The 21,865-nt window shown below is 45.6% G+C and carries 16 protein-coding genes; 10 read left to right on the top strand and 6 right to left on the bottom strand.

Annotated elements, in window-relative coordinates:
- Positions 1-724: 724 nt before the first annotated feature.
- The 5 genes from NDA03_RS22670 (at position 725) to NDA03_RS22690 (ending at position 6,795) form a co-directional block, all read left to right on the top strand.
- Positions 725-2,209, top strand: coding sequence for a glycosyltransferase family 39 protein (locus NDA03_RS22670; RefSeq protein ID WP_348239222.1), 1,485 nt, complete (start codon positions 725-727; stop codon positions 2,207-2,209).
- A gap of 500 nt (positions 2,210-2,709) precedes the next feature.
- Positions 2,710-4,434 (top strand): GTPase HflX, encoded by a 1,725-nt coding sequence (hflX, locus tag NDA03_RS22675; RefSeq protein ID WP_348239223.1) that lies wholly within the window; start codon positions 2,710-2,712, stop codon positions 4,432-4,434.
- A 201-nt stretch (positions 4,435-4,635) separates the two neighbouring features.
- Complete coding sequence (locus NDA03_RS22680; RefSeq protein ID WP_242029033.1) at positions 4,636-5,034, top strand: hypothetical protein; 399 nt, start codon at positions 4,636-4,638, stop codon at positions 5,032-5,034.
- Positions 5,035-5,224: 190 nt separating this feature from the next.
- On the top strand, positions 5,225-5,770 hold the full coding sequence (locus NDA03_RS22685; RefSeq protein ID WP_348239224.1) for an NUDIX hydrolase: 546 nt from the start codon (positions 5,225-5,227) through the stop codon (positions 5,768-5,770).
- A gap of 242 nt (positions 5,771-6,012) precedes the next feature.
- On the top strand, positions 6,013-6,795 hold the full coding sequence (locus NDA03_RS22690; protein WP_348239225.1) for a DUF72 domain-containing protein: 783 nt from the start codon (positions 6,013-6,015) through the stop codon (positions 6,793-6,795).
- Positions 6,796-6,891: 96 nt separating this feature from the next.
- On the opposite strand, the gene NDA03_RS22695 is transcribed toward NDA03_RS22690, so the two are convergent.
- Complete coding sequence (locus NDA03_RS22695) at positions 6,892-7,077, bottom strand: hypothetical protein (protein WP_348239226.1); 186 nt, start codon at positions 7,075-7,077, stop codon at positions 6,892-6,894.
- Positions 7,078-7,087: 10 nt separating this feature from the next.
- On the opposite strand from NDA03_RS22695, the gene NDA03_RS22700 reads away from it, so the two are divergent.
- Positions 7,088-8,494: an NC domain-containing protein gene (locus NDA03_RS22700; RefSeq protein ID WP_199299513.1), complete on the top strand. Its 1,407-nt coding sequence runs from the start codon at positions 7,088-7,090 to the stop codon at positions 8,492-8,494.
- Positions 8,495-9,025: 531 nt separating this feature from the next.
- Here the strand turns inward: NDA03_RS22700 and rppA are convergent.
- A complete protein-coding gene (gene rppA, locus NDA03_RS22705; RefSeq protein ID WP_348239248.1) occupies positions 9,026-9,733 on the bottom strand; it encodes a two-component system response regulator RppA in 708 nt (235 codons plus the stop codon).
- An 86-nt stretch (positions 9,734-9,819) separates the two neighbouring features.
- Here rppA and hisG point away from each other — a divergent pair, with 86 nt between their 5' ends.
- The 3 genes from hisG to NDA03_RS22720 are packed head-to-tail and all read left to right on the top strand — an operon-like array spanning position 9,820 to position 12,614.
- Positions 9,820-10,464 carry an ATP phosphoribosyltransferase gene (gene hisG / locus NDA03_RS22710; RefSeq protein ID WP_190679215.1) on the top strand — a complete coding sequence of 215 codons (645 nt, stop codon included), beginning with the start codon at positions 9,820-9,822 and terminating at the stop codon, positions 10,462-10,464.
- Between the two features lie 14 nt (positions 10,465-10,478).
- Positions 10,479-10,712, top strand: a complete 234-nt coding sequence (locus NDA03_RS22715; protein ID WP_190414807.1) for a hypothetical protein — start codon at positions 10,479-10,481, stop codon at positions 10,710-10,712.
- A gap of 27 nt (positions 10,713-10,739) precedes the next feature.
- On the top strand, positions 10,740-12,614 hold the full coding sequence (locus NDA03_RS22720; RefSeq protein WP_190425955.1) for an ABC transporter ATP-binding protein: 1,875 nt from the start codon (positions 10,740-10,742) through the stop codon (positions 12,612-12,614).
- Here NDA03_RS22720 and NDA03_RS22725 read toward each other — a convergent pair.
- Positions 12,603-13,847: an RNA-guided endonuclease TnpB family protein gene (locus NDA03_RS22725; protein ID WP_348239227.1), complete on the bottom strand. Its 1,245-nt coding sequence runs from the start codon at positions 13,845-13,847 to the stop codon at positions 12,603-12,605. The two genes, NDA03_RS22720 and NDA03_RS22725, sit on opposite strands and share 12 nt — an antisense overlap.
- A 366-nt stretch (positions 13,848-14,213) precedes the next feature.
- On the bottom strand, positions 14,214-16,610 hold the full coding sequence (locus tag NDA03_RS22730) for a PhoX family phosphatase (protein ID WP_348239228.1): 2,397 nt from the start codon (positions 16,608-16,610) through the stop codon (positions 14,214-14,216).
- 554 nt (positions 16,611-17,164) lie between these two features.
- Here NDA03_RS22730 and NDA03_RS22735 point away from each other — a divergent pair.
- The gene (locus NDA03_RS22735) at positions 17,165-18,004 is read left to right on the top strand and encodes a hypothetical protein (RefSeq protein WP_348239229.1); all 840 of its coding nucleotides are present in this window, start codon (positions 17,165-17,167) and stop codon (positions 18,002-18,004) included.
- Positions 18,005-18,366: 362 nt separating this feature from the next.
- Here the strand turns inward: NDA03_RS22735 and NDA03_RS22740 are convergent, their stop codons facing one another.
- Both NDA03_RS22740 and NDA03_RS22745 read right to left on the bottom strand, forming a co-directional pair.
- On the bottom strand, positions 18,367-18,843 hold the full coding sequence (locus tag NDA03_RS22740; protein WP_190433538.1) for a hypothetical protein: 477 nt from the start codon (positions 18,841-18,843) through the stop codon (positions 18,367-18,369).
- Between the two features lie 212 nt (positions 18,844-19,055).
- Complete coding sequence (locus NDA03_RS22745) at positions 19,056-21,851, bottom strand: PAS domain S-box protein (RefSeq protein WP_348239230.1); 2,796 nt, start codon at positions 21,849-21,851, stop codon at positions 19,056-19,058.
- Between the last annotated feature and the right edge of the window lie 14 nt (positions 21,852-21,865).

A 21,865-nucleotide genomic window follows, 5' to 3' on the forward strand; every position in this document is an offset into this window, starting at 1 on the left:
ATTGCTGGGATTTAATCATTTAATTGCTGCAATGAATCAATTTAAACCCGGTTTGGCTTCTGGATAATTTAACTGATTTACTACTTGCTTCTCCGGAAAGTGACAGAAGAGGGATATCTTCAATTAAACACTATCCAACTTCCACTTTTTCAACGCTAAACCGTAATATTACTGAGATTTAATAAAAGATGGATTGGCGTACATACTGCTAAATCCCTTACCTGCCTGTAGCTTAGACAACACTTCACTAAGTCTTTGTTATTTGCTAGGAAAAGATGAATTTTCTGTAAAGACTCTCCGGAGAGTCAGTATTTCCCCTAGGGATTGCTTAGGATATAGCGGAAGCACTCCTAAGAAGCTGGGTATTTTTACTTAATTTTTGGCTTATATCTACAAAACGAGCAAGAAACTGATTTCCACAAGTTACGTGTTTTTACGAGAACCTTAAATTTTCATCTACAAAATTAGATGGCTTGTGATTCTGAAAAGCGTGCAGAGGCTAATCAAAAGAACATAGAGCCTTTTGAAACTGGGTTTAAGTACTTGATATTTGTGGATTGGAAGAGGATATAGGAAAATCTATATGCCAAAAACTGGGACTCAGGCTAAAACTAATACTAAACTAAATAGCCGAGGTTCCCACTCCTGGGAACTTCCTCCAACTTGGCTACAATTTTTAGTCATTAGCGTACTGGTTTTAGGCATATTTTTTCGATTTGCAAATTTGGATCGAAAAGTTTACCAACACGACGAAGCTTTTACCTCAATGCGGATTTCTGGCTATTCCAAACCAGAAGTGCAACAGCAACTTTTTGATGGTCGTGTCATCAGTGTTGAAGACTTACAAAGGTATCAGCGTCCCAATTCAGAAAAAGACTTAATCGATACCATGCAGGTGCTAGCGCAATACCCAGAACATCCGCCGCTATATTACGTGATGGCACGATTTTGGGTGCAGTGTTTTGGCAGCTCGGTGGCAGTGACAAGAAGTTTGGGTGCCCTAATTAGTTTACTAGCGTTTCCTGGCATTTATTGGCTGTGCAGAGAATTATTTGAGTCATCGTTGACGGGATGGATAGCGAGCGCTATCATCGCTATTTCACCTTTACACGTACTGTACGCGCAGGAAGCGCGGCAGTATAGCTTGTGGATGGCTATCGTCTTGCTATCGAGTGCAGCACTACTACGAGCTATCCAGGTTAAAACTAAGCTAAGTTGGGCGATCTATGCAGTTACTGCGGCATTGGGACTCTATTCAAACTTATTTTTTGGGCTGACTTTAATCGGTCATGGGATTTATGTCATCTTAACTAAAGCCCATCGAGAAAATAAAACAGTTATTGCTTATTTAGTGGCATCGATAGCAGCGTTTCTAACTTTCGTACCCTGGGTTTGGGTGGTTTTAAGTAGCGATCGCATCATTGACAGAGTGGCATCAGCTCCAAAACCACCCAATTTATTTACTTTAGTTAAATGGTGGACTCGGAATCTCAGCAACATTTTCTTAGATGTAGATCCTAGCGGTTACTGGTTCGATCCGATTGGTTATGACGATCCTTTTTCCATTCCGCTTGCTTTAATCTTGGTTGGTTATTCGATTTATTTTCTCTATCGCCATACCCCAGCGAAAGTTTGGCTATTTATTTTTACTTTTACTGGGATTGCGGTTATCCCCCTCATGCTACGAGACTTAATGACTGGGGGATTTTTATCTACAGCACCGCGATATTTGATCCCATCTTATTTAGGAATCCAGATAGCTGTTGCTTACCTCCTGGCTAGTAAAATTACTTGGAGTTTTAATTCCATCCGGCAACAAAAACTGTGGCAGTTTGTGATAGTTGTTCTACTTTCGTGCGGAGTTTTGTCCTGTGCAATCAGCTTTCCAGCAGACGTATGGTGGAACAAGTTTATGGACACTTATAATCCTCAAGTGGCTCGCATCGTTAACCAAGCTTCTCATCCACTTGTGATTAGCGATACTAAGATTCCGGGAAGTGTATTATCTCTCAGCCGCCTACTCAGTCCGAAAGTACAGCTACAGTTGGTGAGCCAACCAAAAACATTTCTAGCTGCTGATGGTTTCAGCGAGATATTTTTATTCGATTCCTCAGATACTTTACGAAACCAACTTGAGAAAACACAGGGTTACAACTTAAAAATAGCTTTCAAAGGCTACAAGTTTGAACTTTGGGAAGCAAAAAAATAGCGGAGGCAATCCTATTTTATGCCTAAACAAGAATTTGTGAATAATTGGTAATTGGGGATTAGGATAAAACTCAATAATCTATATCCTTATTCAGTAAACGGACGAACTAAATTATTTATAGCCTGAAGAAAGTGTTTGTCGTTCTACCTCAAACCCTTGTCAATGTTGCATTTTTTACCTCAAGAGCGCCGACAAGATAACTAGCGATCGCAATCTCCAACGCCGCTATCCTCATGCTCAAACTTTAAGCGATCGCTCTGATCCTAGATACTGTGAATCAGTCGCAAAATCAGTCGCATACCTGCTACCGGAATCTGGCAGCAACTGGGTTGGGCGTTCGCGCTTAAAGGCTGATACCTCTAAGGTTGTCCACCCATCTCCCATTTTTGCCGATTGCCGCTTCTTAACCTCTACTTAGTCCAAAAGGGAGATTAAGTCAAAAAGGAAGATTAGTAAATATTGAAGCAAAGGATTCAATACGCTAGTTTTTAGCGCGTCTTATGCAAACTATTTACGGAAATCTTCAAGGATTACAATCGAGCCATATCAAGCAACTACAGCGGCTTTACGAACAGCGCCAACCAAGCGATCGCCTGACGACTCCGGAATTCGCTCAAGCGCTAGCCGAAATTAGTACGTCCATTCATCACCCTGTATGCTGTTACATCAATCGACGTGGACACCCAATCCGAATCGCCGTCGGTACTCCCAGCCAAACGCAGATTCCGCCCCAAGAGTTGCCCCGGCATAAGGGCGAACACTTGAGTGGAATTCGCTGTCTTGCCACTCAACTCAAATCCGATCCACCGGATACAGCGGCACTCAGGGCAATGGCACAGCAGCGCCTAGACGCCTTAGCAGTGTTAGTTCCAAAGGGCGATGGAGCGCGACGAAATGGTGAAGCCGCAGGCGATGTCAAAGAAGCTTATCTTGCTCACCTGGTTCCCGAAGCAGAAAAGCCCTGGGTTATTTCTCGTCCCCTTAGCTTAGATGATCTGACAGAGCAAGGCTTTGACGACTTAGTAGATGAATGGGAGAGTGAGTTCTCCGAGTCAGGCTTTGAAACATCGCAATTCCACGAGAATAACTCAAAAGGCGATTGCGCTACCGCGCAGCCTTCGGATCGCGTTCTGCTGGTTGGGTTGATGACAGAAGACGTCTCTCCCCAGCGGTTTCAAGATGGTCTGGAGGAACTCGTTCGCTTGGTTGAAAGTGCCGGAGGACAGGTATTAGAGACAATGCAACAAAAGCGATCGCGTCCTCATCCTCAAACGGTCGTCGGTCATGGAAAAGTTGAAGAAATTGCCCAACGCGCTCATCAACTGGGAGCCAATATCATTGTCTTTGACCGAGATATCTCTCCCTCTCAAGCTCGTAACCTAGAAACCGAGATCGGTATCCCTGTCGTAGACCGGACTGAAGTAATTCTCGATATCTTCGCTCAACGCGCTCAATCCCAAGCGGGTAAATTGCAAGTGGAATTGGCACAACTGGAATATATGCTGCCTCGACTGAGGGGTCGGGGTCGGGAAATGTCCAGACTAGGAGCCGGGATTGGTACGAGAGGACCGGGTGAAACCAAGCTAGAAACAGAGCGGCGAACCATTCAGCGCCGAATTGCCCAACTCCAGCAGGAAGTCAACCAATTACAAGCGCATCGCTCCCGGATTAGACAACAACGGCAAGAGCAAGAAATTCCCTCGATTGCTGTGGTTGGTTATACCAACGCGGGGAAGTCCACCCTGCTGAACGTGTTAACCCACGCCGAAGTTTATACGGCAGATCAACTATTTGCCACCCTCGACCCCACAACTCGAAAGCTAGTCATTACAAATCCCGAAACCCAAGAGCGGCGGACGATTCTTCTGACAGACACGGTCGGGTTTATTCACGAACTCCCGCCACCGCTCATGGATGCCTTCCGAGCCACCCTGGAGGAAGTAACGGAGGCGAATGCCATGCTTCATGTCGTCGATCTATCCCATCCCGCTTGGGAAAGCCACATCCAGTCGGTCATGGAAGTGCTTGAAGAAATGCCTGCCCTTCCAGGTAAAGCTTTGATTGCCTTTAACAAGGTCGATCAAGTAGATAGCGAAACGCTAGCCTTCGCTCAACAACAGTATCCCGAAGCTGTGTTTATTTCAGCTACTCAACGCTTAGGTTTAGAGACCCTACGCCAGCGGATGGTGCAACTGGTTGATGAAGCAGTTTCACAACCGCACTAATAAAAATGTGACAAGAAGCCAGTAATTACGGTGTCTATTTTTGGCAATGTCCCCCGCTTAAAAAGGGGTTATAAGCATTTTCCCCCTTTTTAAGGGGGATTCGGGGTTCCCTCTGGGGAGAGGGGGGATCGAGTGTATAGGACACCCAGTTAAGTCAAGAACCAGCAAGCTAAGCAAACAAGAATTCACACACTATTTGCAATGATGAACAATCCAATAACGTGGAAGTACGTATTTCAAACCAAAGCTATCATTAACTGGGTCGAATCTGTAGCTTTGTTGTTATCTGACCAATGGATTCGCCAAATACTGGGTCAAGAACCGCTCACCAATCCTGAATATTTACATCTGTTTGGCGCATTGGTATTTACGATCGGGATTGGTTATTGGTGGGTTGGTAAGGATATCTCTCGAAATCACGATCTTATAAGATTTGGAATTTGCGCCCAAGTTTCTGTCTTTATCGTTTTGGCTTATCACACCTTAATCGGTGGTCTTCACCCATTTTATTTAGTTCCGGGTGTCATTGACCTTACCTTTGCGATTCTCTTTAGTTTATTTCTCTCCTCTTATGAGCGGATTAAACCAGCTTTAGAGTAATTAGAGTCGAGTATATGCAACTTAGAACCCCACCCCTACCCGTGAACGGGGAGGGAGAAATCTTACCTTCCTATGTCAACGGGAAATTATACCAGTCATAAATAATTCCTGAACGCAAGATACCCGACTTCTCCAAGAAGTCGGGTATCTGAATCTCGCATCTGACAACTCAAATAGGAGAGAACGCAACATGACACAAAAACATGGCCCTTGGACAATCCAAGAAACAAATCGAAAGTACCAAAATTCATTTATAAATGTTCGTGAAGACCAAGTTCTCCAACCTGATGGACAACCGGGTACGTATGCTACCGTCACGATGAAATCTGGCGTTGCTATTTTGCCAATCGATAGCGATCGCGTAGTCTATCTTACCCGGCAATTTCGTTATGCGCTTGGCAAAGAAAGCATTGAAGTTGTCGCTGGTGCTATTGAGGAGGATGAACCGCACCTGGAATCTGCACAACGAGAAATTGAAGAGGAACTGGGAATTAAAGCTTCAGAATGGCTCGATCTCGGAGTTTTTGACTTAGATACATCAATTGTCTGCTGTCCGGTGCGTCTATTTCTAGCAAAGCAATTAACATTCACCCAATCCCATCAAGAAGGAACGGAAACGATAGAAACAGTTCGGATTCCCTTAAGTGAAGCGGTGCAGATGGTCATGGATAGCGTAATCACACACGCGCCAAGCTGTGTGCTGATTCTGAAAGCGAATAAGGTACTTGGCGAATAATAGGCGATCGCGCTGACACTGGCTAAACATATCACCACAAACTTTGGAACTTATGAATAAGTCTCACGGTTGGGACGTACTCAAACTAAGCTAATGGCAAATGTGGCTGGCAAATGTGGCTGGCAAATGTGACTCGCAATAGTAGCTATGACTTTGGTTGCGGCTTCCTTTTCAAGCACTTTTAGTCACTTGGGCTTGGTGATTTGTAAGGGATAATGATTCAGTTCAAATGGAACAACTGAATGAGTGAAGAACAAGAGCAGGAATCTCAACCTTTTACGGCAGCTCCGCTGCTGCAAATCGGTACTAGCGGTTGGGTTTATAAGTACTGGATGGAAATCTTCTATCCAGCGCAGATGCCTGGAAACCAACAACTCCCATTTTATGCACAGCACTTTCCGACTGTAGAAGTTAACTTTTCTTTTTATCGTCTGCCAGAGCGGTCTGTATTTGAAACGTGGCGAGAGCAAACACCTGAAGGGTTTATTTTTGCTGTGAAAGGTAGCCGCTACCTTACCCACATGAAAAAGTTAAAAGCTCCGGCTGAGCCGCTATCTCGCTTGATGGAACGAGCGGGTGGGTTGCAAGAAAAATTAGGCCCAATTCTGTTCCAATTCCCTCACACATGGCCCTTAAATATCGAGCGCCTTCAGCCGTTCTTAGAATTACTTTCTTCTTATCCAGAAAAACGTTATACATTTGAATTTCGGCACCAAAGTTGGCTAATTCCACAGGTATACGAACAATTAGAACGTGCGGGTGCAGCCCTTTGTTTGCCCGTTAGTCCCACAGTTCCGCTAGATATTCGTTTGACTGCGCCCTGGACTTATATTCGCATGCACAGCGGACAATGGGGTGTTGGTTACAGCGAGGAAGAATTGTCTACTTGGGCTTCTCATATCCGCTCATTTCTTCAAAAAAAGATTGACGTGTACGTATATTTCAACAACGATCCAGATGGTCATGCTATCCGCGATGCTGAACGCCTGAAAGCATTACTGTCCATGAATTGTTCAACGTTTTAGTGATGAGGAAAAGCAAATAATACCTGGCGATTGGAAATCGCGGCTACACAAACAAAGTCCGCCTGCGCGGACTATTGAACTCTGCTTCTGTCAGGTTTAGCGTGTAAGGACGCGATCGCTCGTTTTCTGTGATGCAGGGAAATTGTTAGCGTTGGCTGTGTCGTGGGAATACTGAGAAAGAATGCGATCGCTCGTTTCCTCTGATGCAGCTAAATTGTTAGCGCTGGCTGTGTCGTGGGAATACTGAGAAAGAATGCGATCGCGCTGCTTAAGTTTTAGCAACCAGGAGACAATGATGAATTTAACGGTTACAGCAACGTTTATGCTGACTGATTGGATCGCCAAAAGCTTAGCAGATGGAAGCGCTGTGCGTATGGGGGGTGTAATTCGGGATGTAGCGACAGGACAAATACTTGCTTTCTTGAAGGAGTCTGGCTCAAATCCTTCCCAAGCGCTAACGCCAACAGGTTCTTCTCCCAATTTACTCAACCTTATTTTTTCAGGGGGAAATCTAGCTGGTTCAGTTGCTAATGCAGCAGTGACAGGGAAAGGATTAGGTGTTGTTAACCAGTGTCTGGGTGGACTTGTACAAGCCAGTTTCGGTAATCTCGCTGTTTCAGGGGCAACTTTGATTGCTTCAGTAGCTAACGCCGCTGTTACAGGGAAAGGATTAGCTGATGTGAACCAGCGGCTAGGTGGAATTGAGCAGCAAGTAGGAAATATTCAGCAGGGTTTACAACAAGCTCAAGGAATTTTGCAAGTGGCTTCTGCTGCTAGCGTACTGAATCTAGGTATTGCGGTGATGGGATTTGCTGTATTAAACCAGCGTCTCAACGAACTGGAACAACGCCTAAAACAGAGTGAGAAACTGTTAAACAAAATTAACCGCAAAATTGACATTGGATATTATGCTAACTTCAAAGCTGCTATTGGTCTGGCAATGAATGCCTTTACGATGACCAAAGCGGAAAATAGAGAACGGATGGCGATTGAAGCTATAAATCGCTTTCTAGAAGCTGAACATATTTACACTGACTACACAGACAAAGAACTGGAACTAGGTAGCCAAATCGCTGATGAATATCTTTTGACATTATCTCTAGCTTATATTGCTGAAGCGCGTTGCCATCTTGAGTTAGGAGAACCCGAAACAGCACTAAGTCGCTTCCAAGAAGGTGCGAAAGTTGTCCGTTCTCGTATTCATAAATATGTTGAACTTCTACTTACTTCTAACCCAGCCGCCTATTTACAGCCTCAGTTTAAAGGTCAGATAGATTTGCGGCGGCTAACCCGAATTTACCAGTGGATAGATCCCGCTTTGGATGAAAATGCTGTTTTTGAGCTTCAACGTGAGAATTTGCTCAAGATGGCGCAAGACCCTAATAAATGGGCTGAATCTTTACCAGCGGCAATTCTAAGTCGCGTTGAGGTTGCAGGAGGTTGGTTTGGGCCAAATGCAGGAGATTTAAAGCGGGAGGCTGATAAACGGCTCCTCGAAGTGCTGGAAGTCATGGAATCTATGGTGGAAACCAATCGCCGTTTTGAAGCGTATCAGACAGAAATACAAGCGATCGCACAATTGGGAATTACCTTCCATGACTGGCTGAAATTAACTCCCTCCATAGACTCTAAACCCGACGGTGCAGAATTAATGTACATCATTCCATCCCAGCCGTTAGAGTTGCAATTCTCTGTTTAAAGTGGTTTCTCTTCCAGAAAAGAATAGCCAGCAAATATCGCCTGACAATCTCTTCCCAAGCACAGGCGATATGCTGATCATTAAAATTTAAAAGTAAAAAAAGCTAATCCGTGATTATTGCGCGTAACCAATAAGAAGATAAATGTCAAGATAGCACCAGAAAAAATAGCCCATAAAACATATCGATTTTTTCGATTCAACCAACTAAAGAAGAATACTAAAAGGAGAAAAAGAATAGTAGTAGCAATTCTTTGTAAGTTTCTTAAATCCCAAGCTATCAAGGGGTCTTCCAAATCTCCAAGCATCATATAAAATAGCTCCTTGTAATTTAGGCTTATTCTAAGCAATATCAATAGACAGCTCAACAGCTAAACACATAGTTTTGTGTAGACGATACCAAGTGATCGCTACTGTTAGGAAAGCGAATATAGACAATGGTGTTGAAATACTACTAATGATAGTTGACAAATATCAAAAGATTGCCTTTTGAATATCACCACTGAAAGTTAGAAAGCAAGTCAGAAAGCCGCCTTAGCCGCCATCTCCAAAGCGATAGCCTTTGCCATAGACAGTGTGAATCAAAGTTGTCTCTCCAGATGCCTCAATTTTGCGCCGCAAAAGGCGAATCAAAGCGGCTAAAACGTTACTGCTGGGTTGTTCATCTGGGTTCCACAAATGTTGATGAATTTGGGCGTGAGTGAGCAACTGCCCCGCGTGACGCATAAAATATTCCAGCAGATGAGTTTCTTTCTCCGATAACTCAATGGTGCGTCCGTGACGATAGGCTAGCTGGTTTTCACAATCTAGTTCTAAATCCCCAACCTGAAGGAGGGGAGGACGGTTATGCGCCTCTAAACTTACGCTGGTAGGCGCATCAGTCGCGGAACGACGCAGCAAGGCGCGGACTCGTGCGAGTAACTCTCGCAATTCAAACGGCTTCACTAGGTAGTCATCCGCACCGGCGTCCAAACCCAGCACGCGGTCGTCTAGGGTATCTTTGGCAGTGAGAAAGAGGACGGGTGTAGCATCTTTGCGCGATCGCATCTGCTGACAAATTTCCAACCCGGTGATCTGCGGCAGCATCCAGTCCAGAATCAGCAAGTCATAGCCTCCTTGCAGCGCCATCTGGCTGCCAGACGCCCCATCGTAAGCCAAATCAACGCTGTAGCCTTCACGACTTAGCACGCGACTCAACGGTTCAGTCAGCTCAACTTCATCATCCACCAAGAGAATTCGCATCACAAAAGTTATGAATTATGAGGTATGAGTTATGAGTTACCTTGTGACATCCAGAACTCAATACTTAACACTCAGAACTCTATTCTATGCTTACCGTTGCATTGCCCAAAGGCGCACTCTTATCTGATAGCATTCGTCTACTGCAAAGTGTCGGACTCGACTTTAGCGCCTTCAAAGATTCTGGCAACCGCCAACTGCAAATACAAGACCCCACCGGCACCGCCCAAGCCCTACTGGTAAGGGCGCAAGATGTCCCAGTTTATGTGGAATATGGGCAAGCACATTTAGGGATAGTCGGTTACGATGTTCTGCGGGAGAAAAACCCCCAGGTTGCTCATCTAGCTGACCTCCGATTTGGTTCTTGTCGGCTGTCAGTGGCGGTAAAGTCTTCTAGCCTTTATCGGTCAGTCTTACAACTGCCGCCCCACGGTCGAGTCGCGTCTAAGTTTGTTCACTGTGCCTACGAATACTTTGAAAGCTTAGATTTACCCGTAGAAATTGTGCCTTTGTCTGGTTCCGTAGAACTAGGGCCGATTACCGGGATGTCCGAGGCGATTGTGGATTTAGTTTCCACAGGTCGCACCCTGAGCGAAAATGGCTTGATCGAGATTGATACACTATTTGAAAGTACAGCGCGGTTAATTGCCCACCCTCGGAGTTATCGCCTGAATATGGGCGATATCCATCAATGGGTCGAAGATATCAGAAGCGCTGTTCTAATTAATTGCTAGCGCAAGGCGATCAAATGGACGAAACAATTAGGATTTGCTCGGTTGATAAAAATGCTTGGAGTTCAGTTGTGCAAGGTTTTGACCCGAATATTCTCCAAGACGTGCTAGAAGTCTATGGCGCTGATGGCGAGAAAGTCGGAACTCTGTGCGAATCGGTAGATGGCAAATCCTACATCAACGGGCAACCTGAAACGGCTTACCTATCTCTACAGGCAGCTGCTACAGCACTGGTAAAAGGGGAACAATAAAAAAAGTAGAAAGAAGATAGTGGCAGCATGACTCAATCCCCGCCTCTGACGGAAACTAGAGAGCGATCGCGCGTTCGTGAAAGCGACTGGCGACTCTTCCTGCGCTTAGTCCCCTACGCGCGGAAAAGCAGTCGTCTGCTGATAATTTCCATCCTGTTGTTGGTGCCGCTGTCAGTCGCCGGGGCAATTCAACCGATCATCGTGGGGCAAGCAATTTCGCTGATTCGCGGGGAAGAAGTCTGGTCTTTTCTTCAAGGTAAAGGCTTGTTGGAAGGAATCAATCTTCTCGCCGTTTTACTGCTGCTAACGATGATCGTTCGCATGGTGTTCACCGCCGCCCAAGGTTACACCGTGCAGAAGGTGGGGCAGCAAATTACCGCCGAGATTCGCACTGACTTATTTCATCACGTCACGTCCTTAGCGGTGCGATTTTTTGACCGCACCCCTGTAGGACGATTGATTACCCGCCTCACCAGCGATGTCGAAGCACTAGGGGATGTCTTTTCCACAGGTGCCATTGGCATTGTCAGCGATCTGGTATCGATTTTAGCGATCGCTGTCACCATGTTTTTGCTGCAATGGCAGCTGGCATTGATGCTGACACTGATGTTGGTGCCAGTCACGGCTTTGATTATTTACTTCCAACAGCAGTATCGCAAAGCCAATTACAAAGCCAGAGAAGAACTGTCTGCACTCAACTCAACGCTGCAAGAAAACATCGTAGGGGTGAACGTCGTGCAGCTATTCCGGCGAGAGAAATTCAACTCAGAACTGTTTCGGGTGACGAATCAGCGGTACATCGAGGAAGTGGATAAAACCATTTTTCACGACTCAGCCGTATCAGCCACCTTGGAGTGGATTGCACTGGTAGCGATCGCGGGCGTACTCTGGTTAGGCGGACAAATGATTATGGGCAAAGCCCTCAGTTTTGGCACCCTCTCTGCCTTTATCCTGTATGCCCAGCGTCTCTTCGATCCCTTACGACAATTTGCTGAAAAATTCACCTCCCTGCAATCTGGTTTCACCGCCGTCGAACGCATCACCGATATTCTCAACGAACCAATTGAAATCCGCGATCCTGAAGGGACACAAAAACAGCTTATAGACAGGGGAATTATCCCGTCTGTAGCAGAGGAACCCAGGAGAATTTCCCATTCCCCATCCCCAACCGCCAAAGGTGAAATTCGCTTTGAAAATGTCTCCTTTGCCTACAAAAATGATGAATACGTCCTCAAAGACCTAAACTTCACCATCCATCCCGGCGAAAAAGTCGCTCTCGTTGGCCCCACAGGTGCCGGTAAAAGTTCGATTATTCGCCTGCTGTGTCGCCTTTACGAAACCACCGAAGGTCGCATTTTCCTCGATGGTGTCAATGTCCGGGACTTACCCCAAAGAGAACTGCGGGAACACCTAGGCGTCATCCTTCAAGATGGCTTTCTGTTTGCCGGTGACGTGAAGAGCAACATTACTCTAGGAGATACTTACTCCTTTGAAGAAATTCGACAAGCCGCCGAAAAAACCAATGTTGCCAGTTTTATCGAACAACTGCCTCAAGGCTACGATACCCAACTTAGAGAACGAGGCACTAATATCTCCAGCGGACAAAAGCAACTCTTAGCATTTGCCCGTGCCGCTATCCGCAATCCCCGTATTTTAGTGCTAGATGAAGCAACAGCCAGTCTAGACGTAGGTACAGAAGCCTTAATTCAAGATGCCCTCGACAAATTGCTGGAGGGACGCACCGCCATTATCATCGCGCACCGTCTCTCAACCATCCGCAATGTAGACCGGATTTTGGTGCTGAAGCGAGGGCAACTGGTAGAGTCGGGCAGCCACGATCAATTGTTGCGCCAAGGCGGATTGTACGCCAGTTTGTATCAGTTGCAAATGTTAGGCGCGTGAACTACCCACGCTGACTTGGAACTCCAAGTCAGCGTGGGCTTCTGTAATCACAGGGGAGTGCCGCAGCTTGGACTTTCGCCCTAACCTTGGTCTTATCTCCCCTCCTACAGCAGAAACGGCTGAACCTTCCGCCTTTAGCATTCTGATCCCCTCTGCTCTAATATTTATCGCTGCGTTTCCATCACGGTCATGATGAGTATTGCAGTGAGGACAAGTCCATTCCCTCACCTCCAACGACATCTCACCTATTTGATTGAAACAATTAGAACAAAGTTTGGAACTAGGGAACCATCTATCAATCTCAATCAACTTTCCGCCTTTGCGTTCTAGCTTGTAGGCTAAAAAGTTGGTGAATGTTCCCCACCCAACATCAGAGATTGCTTTCGCCAATTTATGATTGCGTACCATGCCTTTAACATGAAGATCCTCTACGATGACAGCTTGGCTATCGCTGACCAACTTATGGCTAAGTTTATGTAGGAAATCTTGCCGCGAATTAGTAATTCGCTCGTACACTTTGGCGACAACTTTTCTATACTTGTGTCTTGAATTACTCCCTTTTCGTTTACGGGCTAGTTTTCGTTGCTTGCATTTCAGGTTTTTCTCATGTTTGGCGAGGTGTTTAGGATTATCGTACTTAGAAACCTTCTCGCCGTCAGTAACAATAGCGAAATGTTTCAATCCTAAGTCAACTCCGTAAATTTTACCTTCCGCTGTAGGTGGTTTCTCGCCTGCAACTTCAGTCAGGATAGACGCGAAGTATTTCCCTGATGGTGTTTTGCTCACAGTAACCGTCTTGATTCTCCCCTCAATTTGTCTATGTATTTTGGCTTTAACTATCCCGATGTTGCCGGGGAGCTTGATATTGCTGTCTACAATTTTGACGTTTTGAGGATACTGAACTGACTGTTTGCCATGCTTGAATTTGAACTGAGGAAACCCCGCACGTTTCTCAAAAAAGTTTTTGTACGCTGTGGTTAGATTAAGCGTTGCCGCCTGTAAAACTTGGCTGTAACACTCAGCTAACCAAGCTGTATCTTCAGCCTTTTTGAGTGTTGGAAGAAATGCGTTGAGTGCTGCACGTCCAAGTCCTTTACCCGTCTCCTTGTAAGTCTCAATAGATTTATTCAGAGCATAGTTCCACCACCAACGCGAACATCCAAATGTTTGCGCTAATAGTATTTCTTGTTCTTTGGTTGGATATAAACGGACAAGGACCGCTTTGTGTAACACTCAGCATCACCTCCTTGGCAAAAATACTTTACCATCAATCAATATTGTGGCAAAGTAGTTCAATCAAATAAAATAATGGGTGATTCCTCGTGCATCTTTTTCCTCGCCTCACGGCATTGGCAAAAAATACAATCGTCACCACCCGCCTTATATCCCGCCATTGATTCGGAGTACCAAATGAGCGTGGGGGACTTACGCCGATCTAATTAAACTGATATCTTGCACCAAGCCCCCAGAATAGAATTCTGGGGCTACATAAACCAAGTCCGCCGGAGCGTACTAACCGAAAATCAAGAGTTTTGTAACCTGCGTAGGCAGGTTTCGTTTGTGTAGCGGCGGTTTCTACCGCCTGGTGGAAGATATAAGTTAAACAAACGTGCCATTTGACTGCTTGCGTTGAATGCCAATCACTGAAGGACGCGGTGGTCCTTGAGGATTTCCCTCAATATTGCTAGGCCAATTACTACCACGCGGAACCGTGCGTTGTTGGTTAAAGAGAGTGCCATTTAAGTCCAGCATCTCAATCGTTCGGCTTAGAGTTTGCTGAGGATTGAACGGGCAATCTTCACCAGGGTGCTGCACCGAAATAATCAGCGTATCCCCGATAAAAGTAGGCCCTGTCAACTCGCAACGTGGAGGACCGTAGGCAAAGGGGACGATTTCTCCAGCATCCGGGCCAGTGGTGGGAATGAAAAAGAGCCAGTTATTGCCAAAAACCCCAATCAGGTTAGAAGTTTGAACATTGAGATTAGAATCATCCACACTAGGAGAGTTAGAACCCACGACCCTGTGGTCTATCGCTAATGGCGTTGCGGCAGCACCAACATCAAAACCATTGTGAGCGCTAGTAGACATATCTGTAACACCCCAAATATTTCCTTGGGGGTCAAATGCCAAATTATCCACATTGGCAAAACCCGAACCCGGTTCTGCTGCCGCTTCCCCACCTTTAGCAAATCGCTGCCAGCGGAAAGTTGTACCCGTGCCATCCGAGCTGTTTTCCATAATTTTGAACAGTTCGCCCGAAGGTTGTCCGGCGTTGACGGCAGGGCTGTACTTAGAAACCACAAAGATTCGAGAATCGGGGTAGCCATCGCTTCCGGCTGCACCATCCGTGTAGGCAATAAATACATCCTTGGTGCGAGGATGAACTTCGATATCTTCGGGACGTGCGGTGGGAGTTCCGCCAAGGAGGTTGGCAGCTAAGAAGGCATCCACGAGGACAGCCCCTTGGCTGGTATAGAAGTTGGACAGCTTCTTACCTTGATAACCTGCCAGGGCTGTGGCTTCATTGGTGGTATCTAGGTTGAATGCACCGCCATCTGTAGTTTGACCTGCAATACCGTTCCGTCTGGGTAATTTAATCAAACCATTCCGGCTCGCTTTGCCCAAAGCGGCAATTTCTTTTGAGCCAAGAACGGAGGGCGGAATCGGATTGGTAGCAGCATTCAAATCCAGGGGAATCCACGTTCCTGTCCCGTCAGGATTGTAACGGGCGACGTACAGCGTCCCCTCCTCAAATAAAGCGCTGTTATTCTTGCTATTCGGGGCAGAAACAGTGCCTTTGCTAACAAATTTCCAGGTGTGTCCGCCGCGCCGGTCATCACCCATGTAGGCAACTAATTTTTTCCCAGCTTCCGCCCGCATGGCGATGTTTTCATGGCGATAACGACCTAATGCAGTGTGCTTGCGCGGGCGGAAATTCGGGTTACTGGGATCGATTTCCACCATCCAGCCGTATTTCTCGCCAACCAAGCCAAATTTTTCCCCACTGGTACCGGCGGTGTAGCTAGTCTGAGTACCATCAGATTTTACAGATTCTGTGACTCCTACAAAAAAGGCTGTGCTTGCCTGAAAGTTTTCTTCCGCTGAGAGGATGGTTCCCCAGGGAGTAGTGCCGCCAGAGCAGTTGTAGGCAGTGCCAATGATTTTGTTACCCAGCCCATCTACGCTGAGAGGAAATACTTGGGTGGCAGCGGGTCCCGTACTCAACAGGTAGTTTTGATCGCCTTTCTGGTAGCTCTTGGAACCCCAAGAAGTAATAGTTTTATACTGATCGGAACGCTGGCTGTTAATCCCTAAACCGGAAAGACCATGAAGGCGTCGATTGTTGGGATCTTTAACAATCGAATAGCGTCCGGCGCGATTTTGGCGTGCCATCCGCAGAACCGAACCGCCCATGTTGTACATGATTTCGCCCAACAGGAAAAGATCGGTTTTGTCACCCGGTAAACTCTGCCCAACGACTAAGGGATAAGACTCAGGTAATCCTGCTAAATCCTCTGGGACTTCAGGGAGTGTAAAAGTAAACGGGTAGGAGACATACTCGTGATTTACCCAAAGGTAGCCGTCGTTGGGATTTCTGCCATCCAGGGGAACAAAGCCGGTGTAGTCGTTGTTGTAGCCAAAGTATTCTTCTGGGTTGGGATAAACGCGATCGCCCCAACGTACAATCACATAACGTTCGTACTCTGGGGGCACCACTACATCATCAACGATGTTGTAGGTGCTTAACCGAGTATCGGTAGAAGCACTAATTACGCTTCCTTGATAATTAATGGCTGTGGCGTAAAAACTTTTTTGTTCTTGGTAAATCGGTAAAGGATGCGGCAATCGCACTGGGGTAAATTTCAGTGGTAGAACCGCTTGGGCAACGTTAGGATTGCTGCCAAAATGCTGTCTCCCCAAAGTAGGAGCTAGTACAGCAGTACCGGCACTCGCCCCAAAAAAAATTAGTAGCTGCCTCCGACTGAACTTAGACATTAAATTCCTCTCTTTTTGCGATCGCAATAATCAAAAACTTTGAGTCATTATTTGACAGGAATTTAGCCGAGCTAACCTCTATAAAGCTTAAACAGTCAACCAAAAATGCTGCGACAGCTAAGCCACAGCATTCATGTCAACGGCTAGTCAACGCAGCATTACCTCAAGCCATCGGCATAAGTATCTATACCTGTAGCATCCTGCCTGCTTTTTGTTCTCTTTAGTCGAATGGGCGGCTCCCTCATACTCGACTTCCACTGCCAAATCTGAGTGTTTCTACGCACCCTTTGGAATACTACTGACGTAGAATTAAGCTTCTTTAATCTCTGGGTTAATAAAAGATTAATAAAATATAAATTTATCAAGAAGTTGTCAATAAGATTGTTAAGCCAAATTTTAGCAGGTCTTATTCCTCTATTAATGTTCGCTTAACCAAAAATGCTTTTAATAGAGATATCAGTGAAAATACTTAAAAGCTAAACTAAGCCTGCTTTCAAAAATTAGCAGAACTTTAAAAATGACCTTTTTGGCAGAAAAAATTAGGAGTTAACTTAATGATAAAAACAATTAGTCTTGCAGCACTGGCTATCAGTGTAAGTGTAGTTTTTCCATCTACAGTAAAGGCTGCTGTTCTAAATAGAGGATTTGAACAAGGATTCCAGAGTTGGAAAGCCCTAGGCGATTATCGAATAGAAACTTCAGATTTTGGAATCAAGCCATTCCAAGGAAAAAACCAGGCTTTTGTCTCAACTGCATACCAAGAAACTCTTAGTCTCGACAATAATTCTAATCCGATTATTGGCGGTAATGCAGCCCCCGTCACATTCATTTCTGGCTTTGCTGAAGAAGAAACTTTAGAAGGATTCTTGGGTTTCTCAACTTTCTTGGGCGATCAATCTTTATACGCTCTAGCGACCGCAGAGCCGATTGAGGGATCTGCCATTAAGCAAACTTTTAAAGGCAGTGCTGGGCAAAAGTTATCTTTTTCTTGGAACTTCCTCACGAATGAGGCTGTTGAGCAACCTGGGGTTGATGACTTTACCTATCCTGATTTTAATGACTTTGCTTTTGTAAGTCTTCAGTCAGATTCTGGTACTCAATTTTTTAATTTAGCGGATACGATTTCAAAATTCAGTAACTCTTCAAGTGTCTTTAATAAAGAAACTGGATGGCAAGCTTTTTCTTATATTCTTCCAGCCTCAGGGGAATATACTTTAGGGATTGGGGTTGTGGATGTTGGGGATGGAACACGGATTTCTGCCTTAGTGGTTGATGAGGCAGAGGCAGCAGTTGTTCCTGAAAATACTCCTACATTGGGTATACTTCTTTTTGGAACTTTAGCAGCAGTAACCAGGTTAAAGGGTAGAAAGAAAAATTCAGGTTTGTTGTCTTAAAAAAATTATTTGAGCGTTTTTTATACTTAGAGACGCAATGAATAATTTTCGGTTACTGCTGTAATTCTTAGATTCCCTCCAATGCTCATTAAGTGGGAGCAAAAAAGCAGCTTAGAGGATGTCTGAAAAGTCATAATCGAGACGCTGAAACAGTAGAGATCCCCCTAAATCCCCCTTCAAAAGGGGGACTTTGAAAAAATTCTCCCGCTTAAAAAGGGAGGCTAAGGGGATCGAAGCAACTTCTTACGTTTTCTTGCACTTTGGGAAGAGCAAGATTGAGAGATGCTGAAGTTTTGTCTTTAAACTTTAACTGAAATGTACTAGATGCGCGAATAATTGCGCCGTGTATATTTACCTGTAGATTAATCATCCCGAAAACCCGGATCGTCTTCGCGGCTGAAGGTGGATGTCGGTGGAATCGGAGGTGACGAGGAATTAGATGAATTATTATAAAAGCCTAGTAGCAATCCAGAATTATCAAAATATCGAATCCAACGATCAATTTTAGGTTCTGTCTGCCAATCAGAACGATACACTTTTGAAAATAGAAGCGGGGCTACTTGTCCTTTGACATCACCGAAAATTCTGATATAAATTTGTGTAACCTCCGGATTTTGTGCGAATCCCTGCTCAACAGAATTGCTAGCAATCGATTCTGCTTGCTCAAGCACGTCTTCAAAACTTTGATTAGTGTTCGGGCTAAAAATTAGATCGATTTGTTGGCGTTCCGGTTGTTGAGTTGTAAACTCCTGAATTTGAGAGAAAACAGGGGGAGCGATCGCGCTCAATCCTGTAAAAATTAAAAATGTAGCTGAAACGATGCCGCGATGGATACCCATTGCTGTTACTCGTTAAAATTTTATCGCTTTATTCCTTCTACTGAAAGTCCTTTTTGACACAGCTTATCTTTGCGATCGCACTTCAGCACTAACAGACTAACACTCGTAGAATTAATCAGCCACTAAGCGAAGGTTAATTCTCAGTAAAGACGAAAAATAGAAGCGGGTAGTTAGGTATAGTGAATTTAAGTAAAAATCTTCTCCAATGGAGCCTAACTGTGCTGCTGAATGGGAATTGCGATCGCAAACTCTGTACCTTGCCCCGGTTCGGAAAGATAATGCAATTGACCTCCGTGTTTTTTTACCACAATTTGATAGCTGATCGATAAACCTAACCCCGTGCCTTTGCCTACGGGTTTGGTTGTAAAAAAGGGATTGAATAGCTGTTTTTTCATGGCTTCCGTCATCCCTAGACCGTTATCGGCAATGCTAATTAATACCCGATCGGAGTTGACAACAGAGGTGCGAATGCAAATTTTAGGGATGTAGGACTTAGTATTTTCTTCCCCACGTTCCATTCTCTCTTCTAAGGCATCGATTGCATTCGTCAGTAGATTCATAAAGACCTGATTCAATTGTCCGGCATAGCATTCTACTTGCGGCAAGTCGCCGTATTCCTTCATTAGTTGAATGCCAGGATGGTCAGGTTTTGTCTTCAGGCGATTTTGTAGAATCAGGAGGCTGCTTTCAATCCCTTCATGAATATCAACCGCCTTCATTTCTGCTTCATCCAGACGGGAGAAGTTCCGTAGCGATAAGACAATCTGACGAATCCGCTCAGCACCTACTTTCATGGAAGTTAGCATCTTAGGAAGGTCTCCGATCAGGAAATCTAGATCGATAGCCGCCATTTCGTCTTGAATCTCAGGGACTGGATGGGAATAGTGCTGTTGGTAGAGCTTTAGTAGATTCAGGAGGTCTTTGGTGTATTCGTCTGTGTGAGCTAAGTTGCCATAGATAAAGTTGACGGGATTATTAATTTCATGGGCAATACCGGCAACCAACTGCCCTAAACTCGACATTTTTTCTGTCTGTACCAATTGAGCTTGGGTTTGTTGGAGTTCGGAGAGGGTTTGTTCGAGTTTGGCGGCTTGTTCTTGGAATTGTTTGGCAGTGGTGCGGGTGGCGGCGTAGAGTTCGGCTTGGTTAATCGCGATCGCAAGTTGGTCGGTTACAGCGTGCAGCAGTTCGACTTCCCAATCTCTCCAAGGTCTGGGTGCAGAACTCTGGCAACAACTCAGGATACCAATGGTACCCGATCGAGTTTGAATGGGCAGCACCAAGATAGAGGCGAAGCCCATCGAACGAAGAAATTTACGCCACAGGCGATCGCTGGCGGATGCTGCGCTTCGCGGCTCCTGGCTTGGCTGAGCTGCGCTTCGCGGCTTCTGGCTCAGTTTCTCGATATCATCTATCCGCAGCATTTCCAGGTTCAAAAGTTTTTGCCCCATCGATCCGACAGCAGCAATCGGGTAATAACCTCTGAGATCGGAAAGCTCCGAATTGCGAGCTTCCTTGACAATTGCCCAACCGGGTTCCTCTCTGTCAGGGTAATACCAGGCAAAATGACACCGCTCAATCTGCAACAAATTGCGGATCTCTTGCACGGTTGTTTCCAAAACTTTGTCTAAGTTAAGACTGTTACGGATTTGGCTAGCGAGACGGTTGAGCAAGTTTTCCCGCCTTGCTTGTTCTCTTAGTCGCGCCTCACTTTCGCGCAGTGCTTCTTCCGCCTGTCGGCGATCGGTGATATCCCTAATCATCGCAAAGGCTCCAGCATAATTCCCTGCTGAGTCGAAGATGGGAGAGGTCGAAACAATTGCCCATCGAAACGAGCCATCTTTGCGACATAATTTAAAATCAATCTTGGCCTCGATACCTTGGCGGCGAAGCTCGACTTGGCGAACCGCGATCGCTTTCCCTTCATCATCCATGAAATCAAATAGCGACTTACCCTGCATCTCCTCAATGCTGTAGCCAAGCATTTCTGCCAGTGTGCGATTGACAAAAATCGTCTTGTTTTCAGCGTCGATCACCCAAATTCCTTCTAAGGCAGTCTCAATAAAGTGACGATAACGCTCTTCGGATTCTCGTAGCGCCTCCTCAGCAGCTTTACGCTCGGTGATATCCCGCGAGACGCCGACTAGACCTATGACATTTCCAGAAGGATCGCGCAAAACGCTTTTTGTAGAGAGATAAATCTTGGTGATTCCCATGATGGTGACAACTTCCTCAACCATTTCCGGTTCACCCGATGTCATAACGCGGCGGTCAGTTTCGTTTATCTGACGGGCAATCTCAGGCGGCAACAACTCGGTATTATCCTTGCCAATAATTTCCTCCACCTGCCGATTGAAAATCGTGCCAAAACCTGAATTCGCCATCACCACCCGGTATTGTAGATCCTTGACAAAGATGGCATCGGGTGTTCCTTCAATAACTGCCTGCAAGAGGCGATAGCTTTGTTCGAGCGCCAGCTCGGTACGCTGGCGCTCTAGCATTTCTTCCTGCAATTGCTCGTTGGCTTTCCTCAGTTCAGCCGTCCGCTCTTCGACCCTGATTTCTAGCTCAGCCTTTGCCTTTTTTAAGGCTTGCTCTGCCTGGTGACGCTCGGTAATGTCAATCCCCGTACCAATGATGTACTTGACCCCACCAGAGGAGTCAAGCAGCGCCGTATTCGACCAAGCAATCAAACGGCGATCGCGATCGCGCGTTAACCAATAATTGTCATATTGGTTTGGAAACTGACCCGCTTGAAGATTTTTGAAGACCGCTTTGACAGATTCCACTTCTTCTGGCAGCAGAAATAAATCCCAGAATGGTCTGCCTTTGACTTCCTCCGCCGAGTAAGCAGTGGTTTGCTGGCAAGCTTGATTAAAAACGACAATTCGCCCCTGGGTATCGAGAACCACTACCAAAGTTGCTGCTGTATCTAGAACAGCGGCGACGAAGTTGCGCTCGTCCGGCAACACTTCCTCGGCGTTGAAGGTTACACGACTTTCTGACATATTTTTTGAGATGC

This window comes from Trichocoleus sp. Lan, assembly GCF_039961855.1.
Taxonomy (GTDB): domain Bacteria; phylum Cyanobacteriota; class Cyanobacteriia; order Cyanobacteriales; family FACHB-T130; genus FACHB-T130.

Coding starts and splice junctions, on each gene's coding strand:
- hflX (WP_348239223.1), top strand. CDS start 2,710: ATGCAAACTATTTACGGAAATCTTCAAGGATTACAATCGAGCCATATC.
- NDA03_RS22715 (WP_190414807.1), top strand. CDS start 10,479: ATGGACGAAACAATTAGGATTTGCTCGGTTGATAAAAATGCTTGGAGT.
- hisG (WP_190679215.1), top strand. CDS start 9,820: ATGCTTACCGTTGCATTGCCCAAAGGCGCACTCTTATCTGATAGCATT.
- rppA (WP_348239248.1), bottom strand. CDS start 9,733: ATGCGAATTCTCTTGGTGGATGATGAAGTTGAGCTGACTGAACCGTTG.
- NDA03_RS22735 (WP_348239229.1), top strand. CDS start 17,165: ATGATAAAAACAATTAGTCTTGCAGCACTGGCTATCAGTGTAAGTGTA.
- NDA03_RS22730 (WP_348239228.1), bottom strand. CDS start 16,610: ATGTCTAAGTTCAGTCGGAGGCAGCTACTAATTTTTTTTGGGGCGAGT.
- NDA03_RS22745 (WP_348239230.1), bottom strand. CDS start 21,851: ATGTCAGAAAGTCGTGTAACCTTCAACGCCGAGGAAGTGTTGCCGGAC.
- NDA03_RS22740 (WP_190433538.1), bottom strand. CDS start 18,843: ATGGGTATCCATCGCGGCATCGTTTCAGCTACATTTTTAATTTTTACA.
- NDA03_RS22685 (WP_348239224.1), top strand. CDS start 5,225: ATGACACAAAAACATGGCCCTTGGACAATCCAAGAAACAAATCGAAAG.
- NDA03_RS22690 (WP_348239225.1), top strand. CDS start 6,013: ATGAGTGAAGAACAAGAGCAGGAATCTCAACCTTTTACGGCAGCTCCG.
- NDA03_RS22720 (WP_190425955.1), top strand. CDS start 10,740: ATGACTCAATCCCCGCCTCTGACGGAAACTAGAGAGCGATCGCGCGTT.
- NDA03_RS22680 (WP_242029033.1), top strand. CDS start 4,636: ATGATGAACAATCCAATAACGTGGAAGTACGTATTTCAAACCAAAGCT.
- NDA03_RS22700 (WP_199299513.1), top strand. CDS start 7,088: ATGATGAATTTAACGGTTACAGCAACGTTTATGCTGACTGATTGGATC.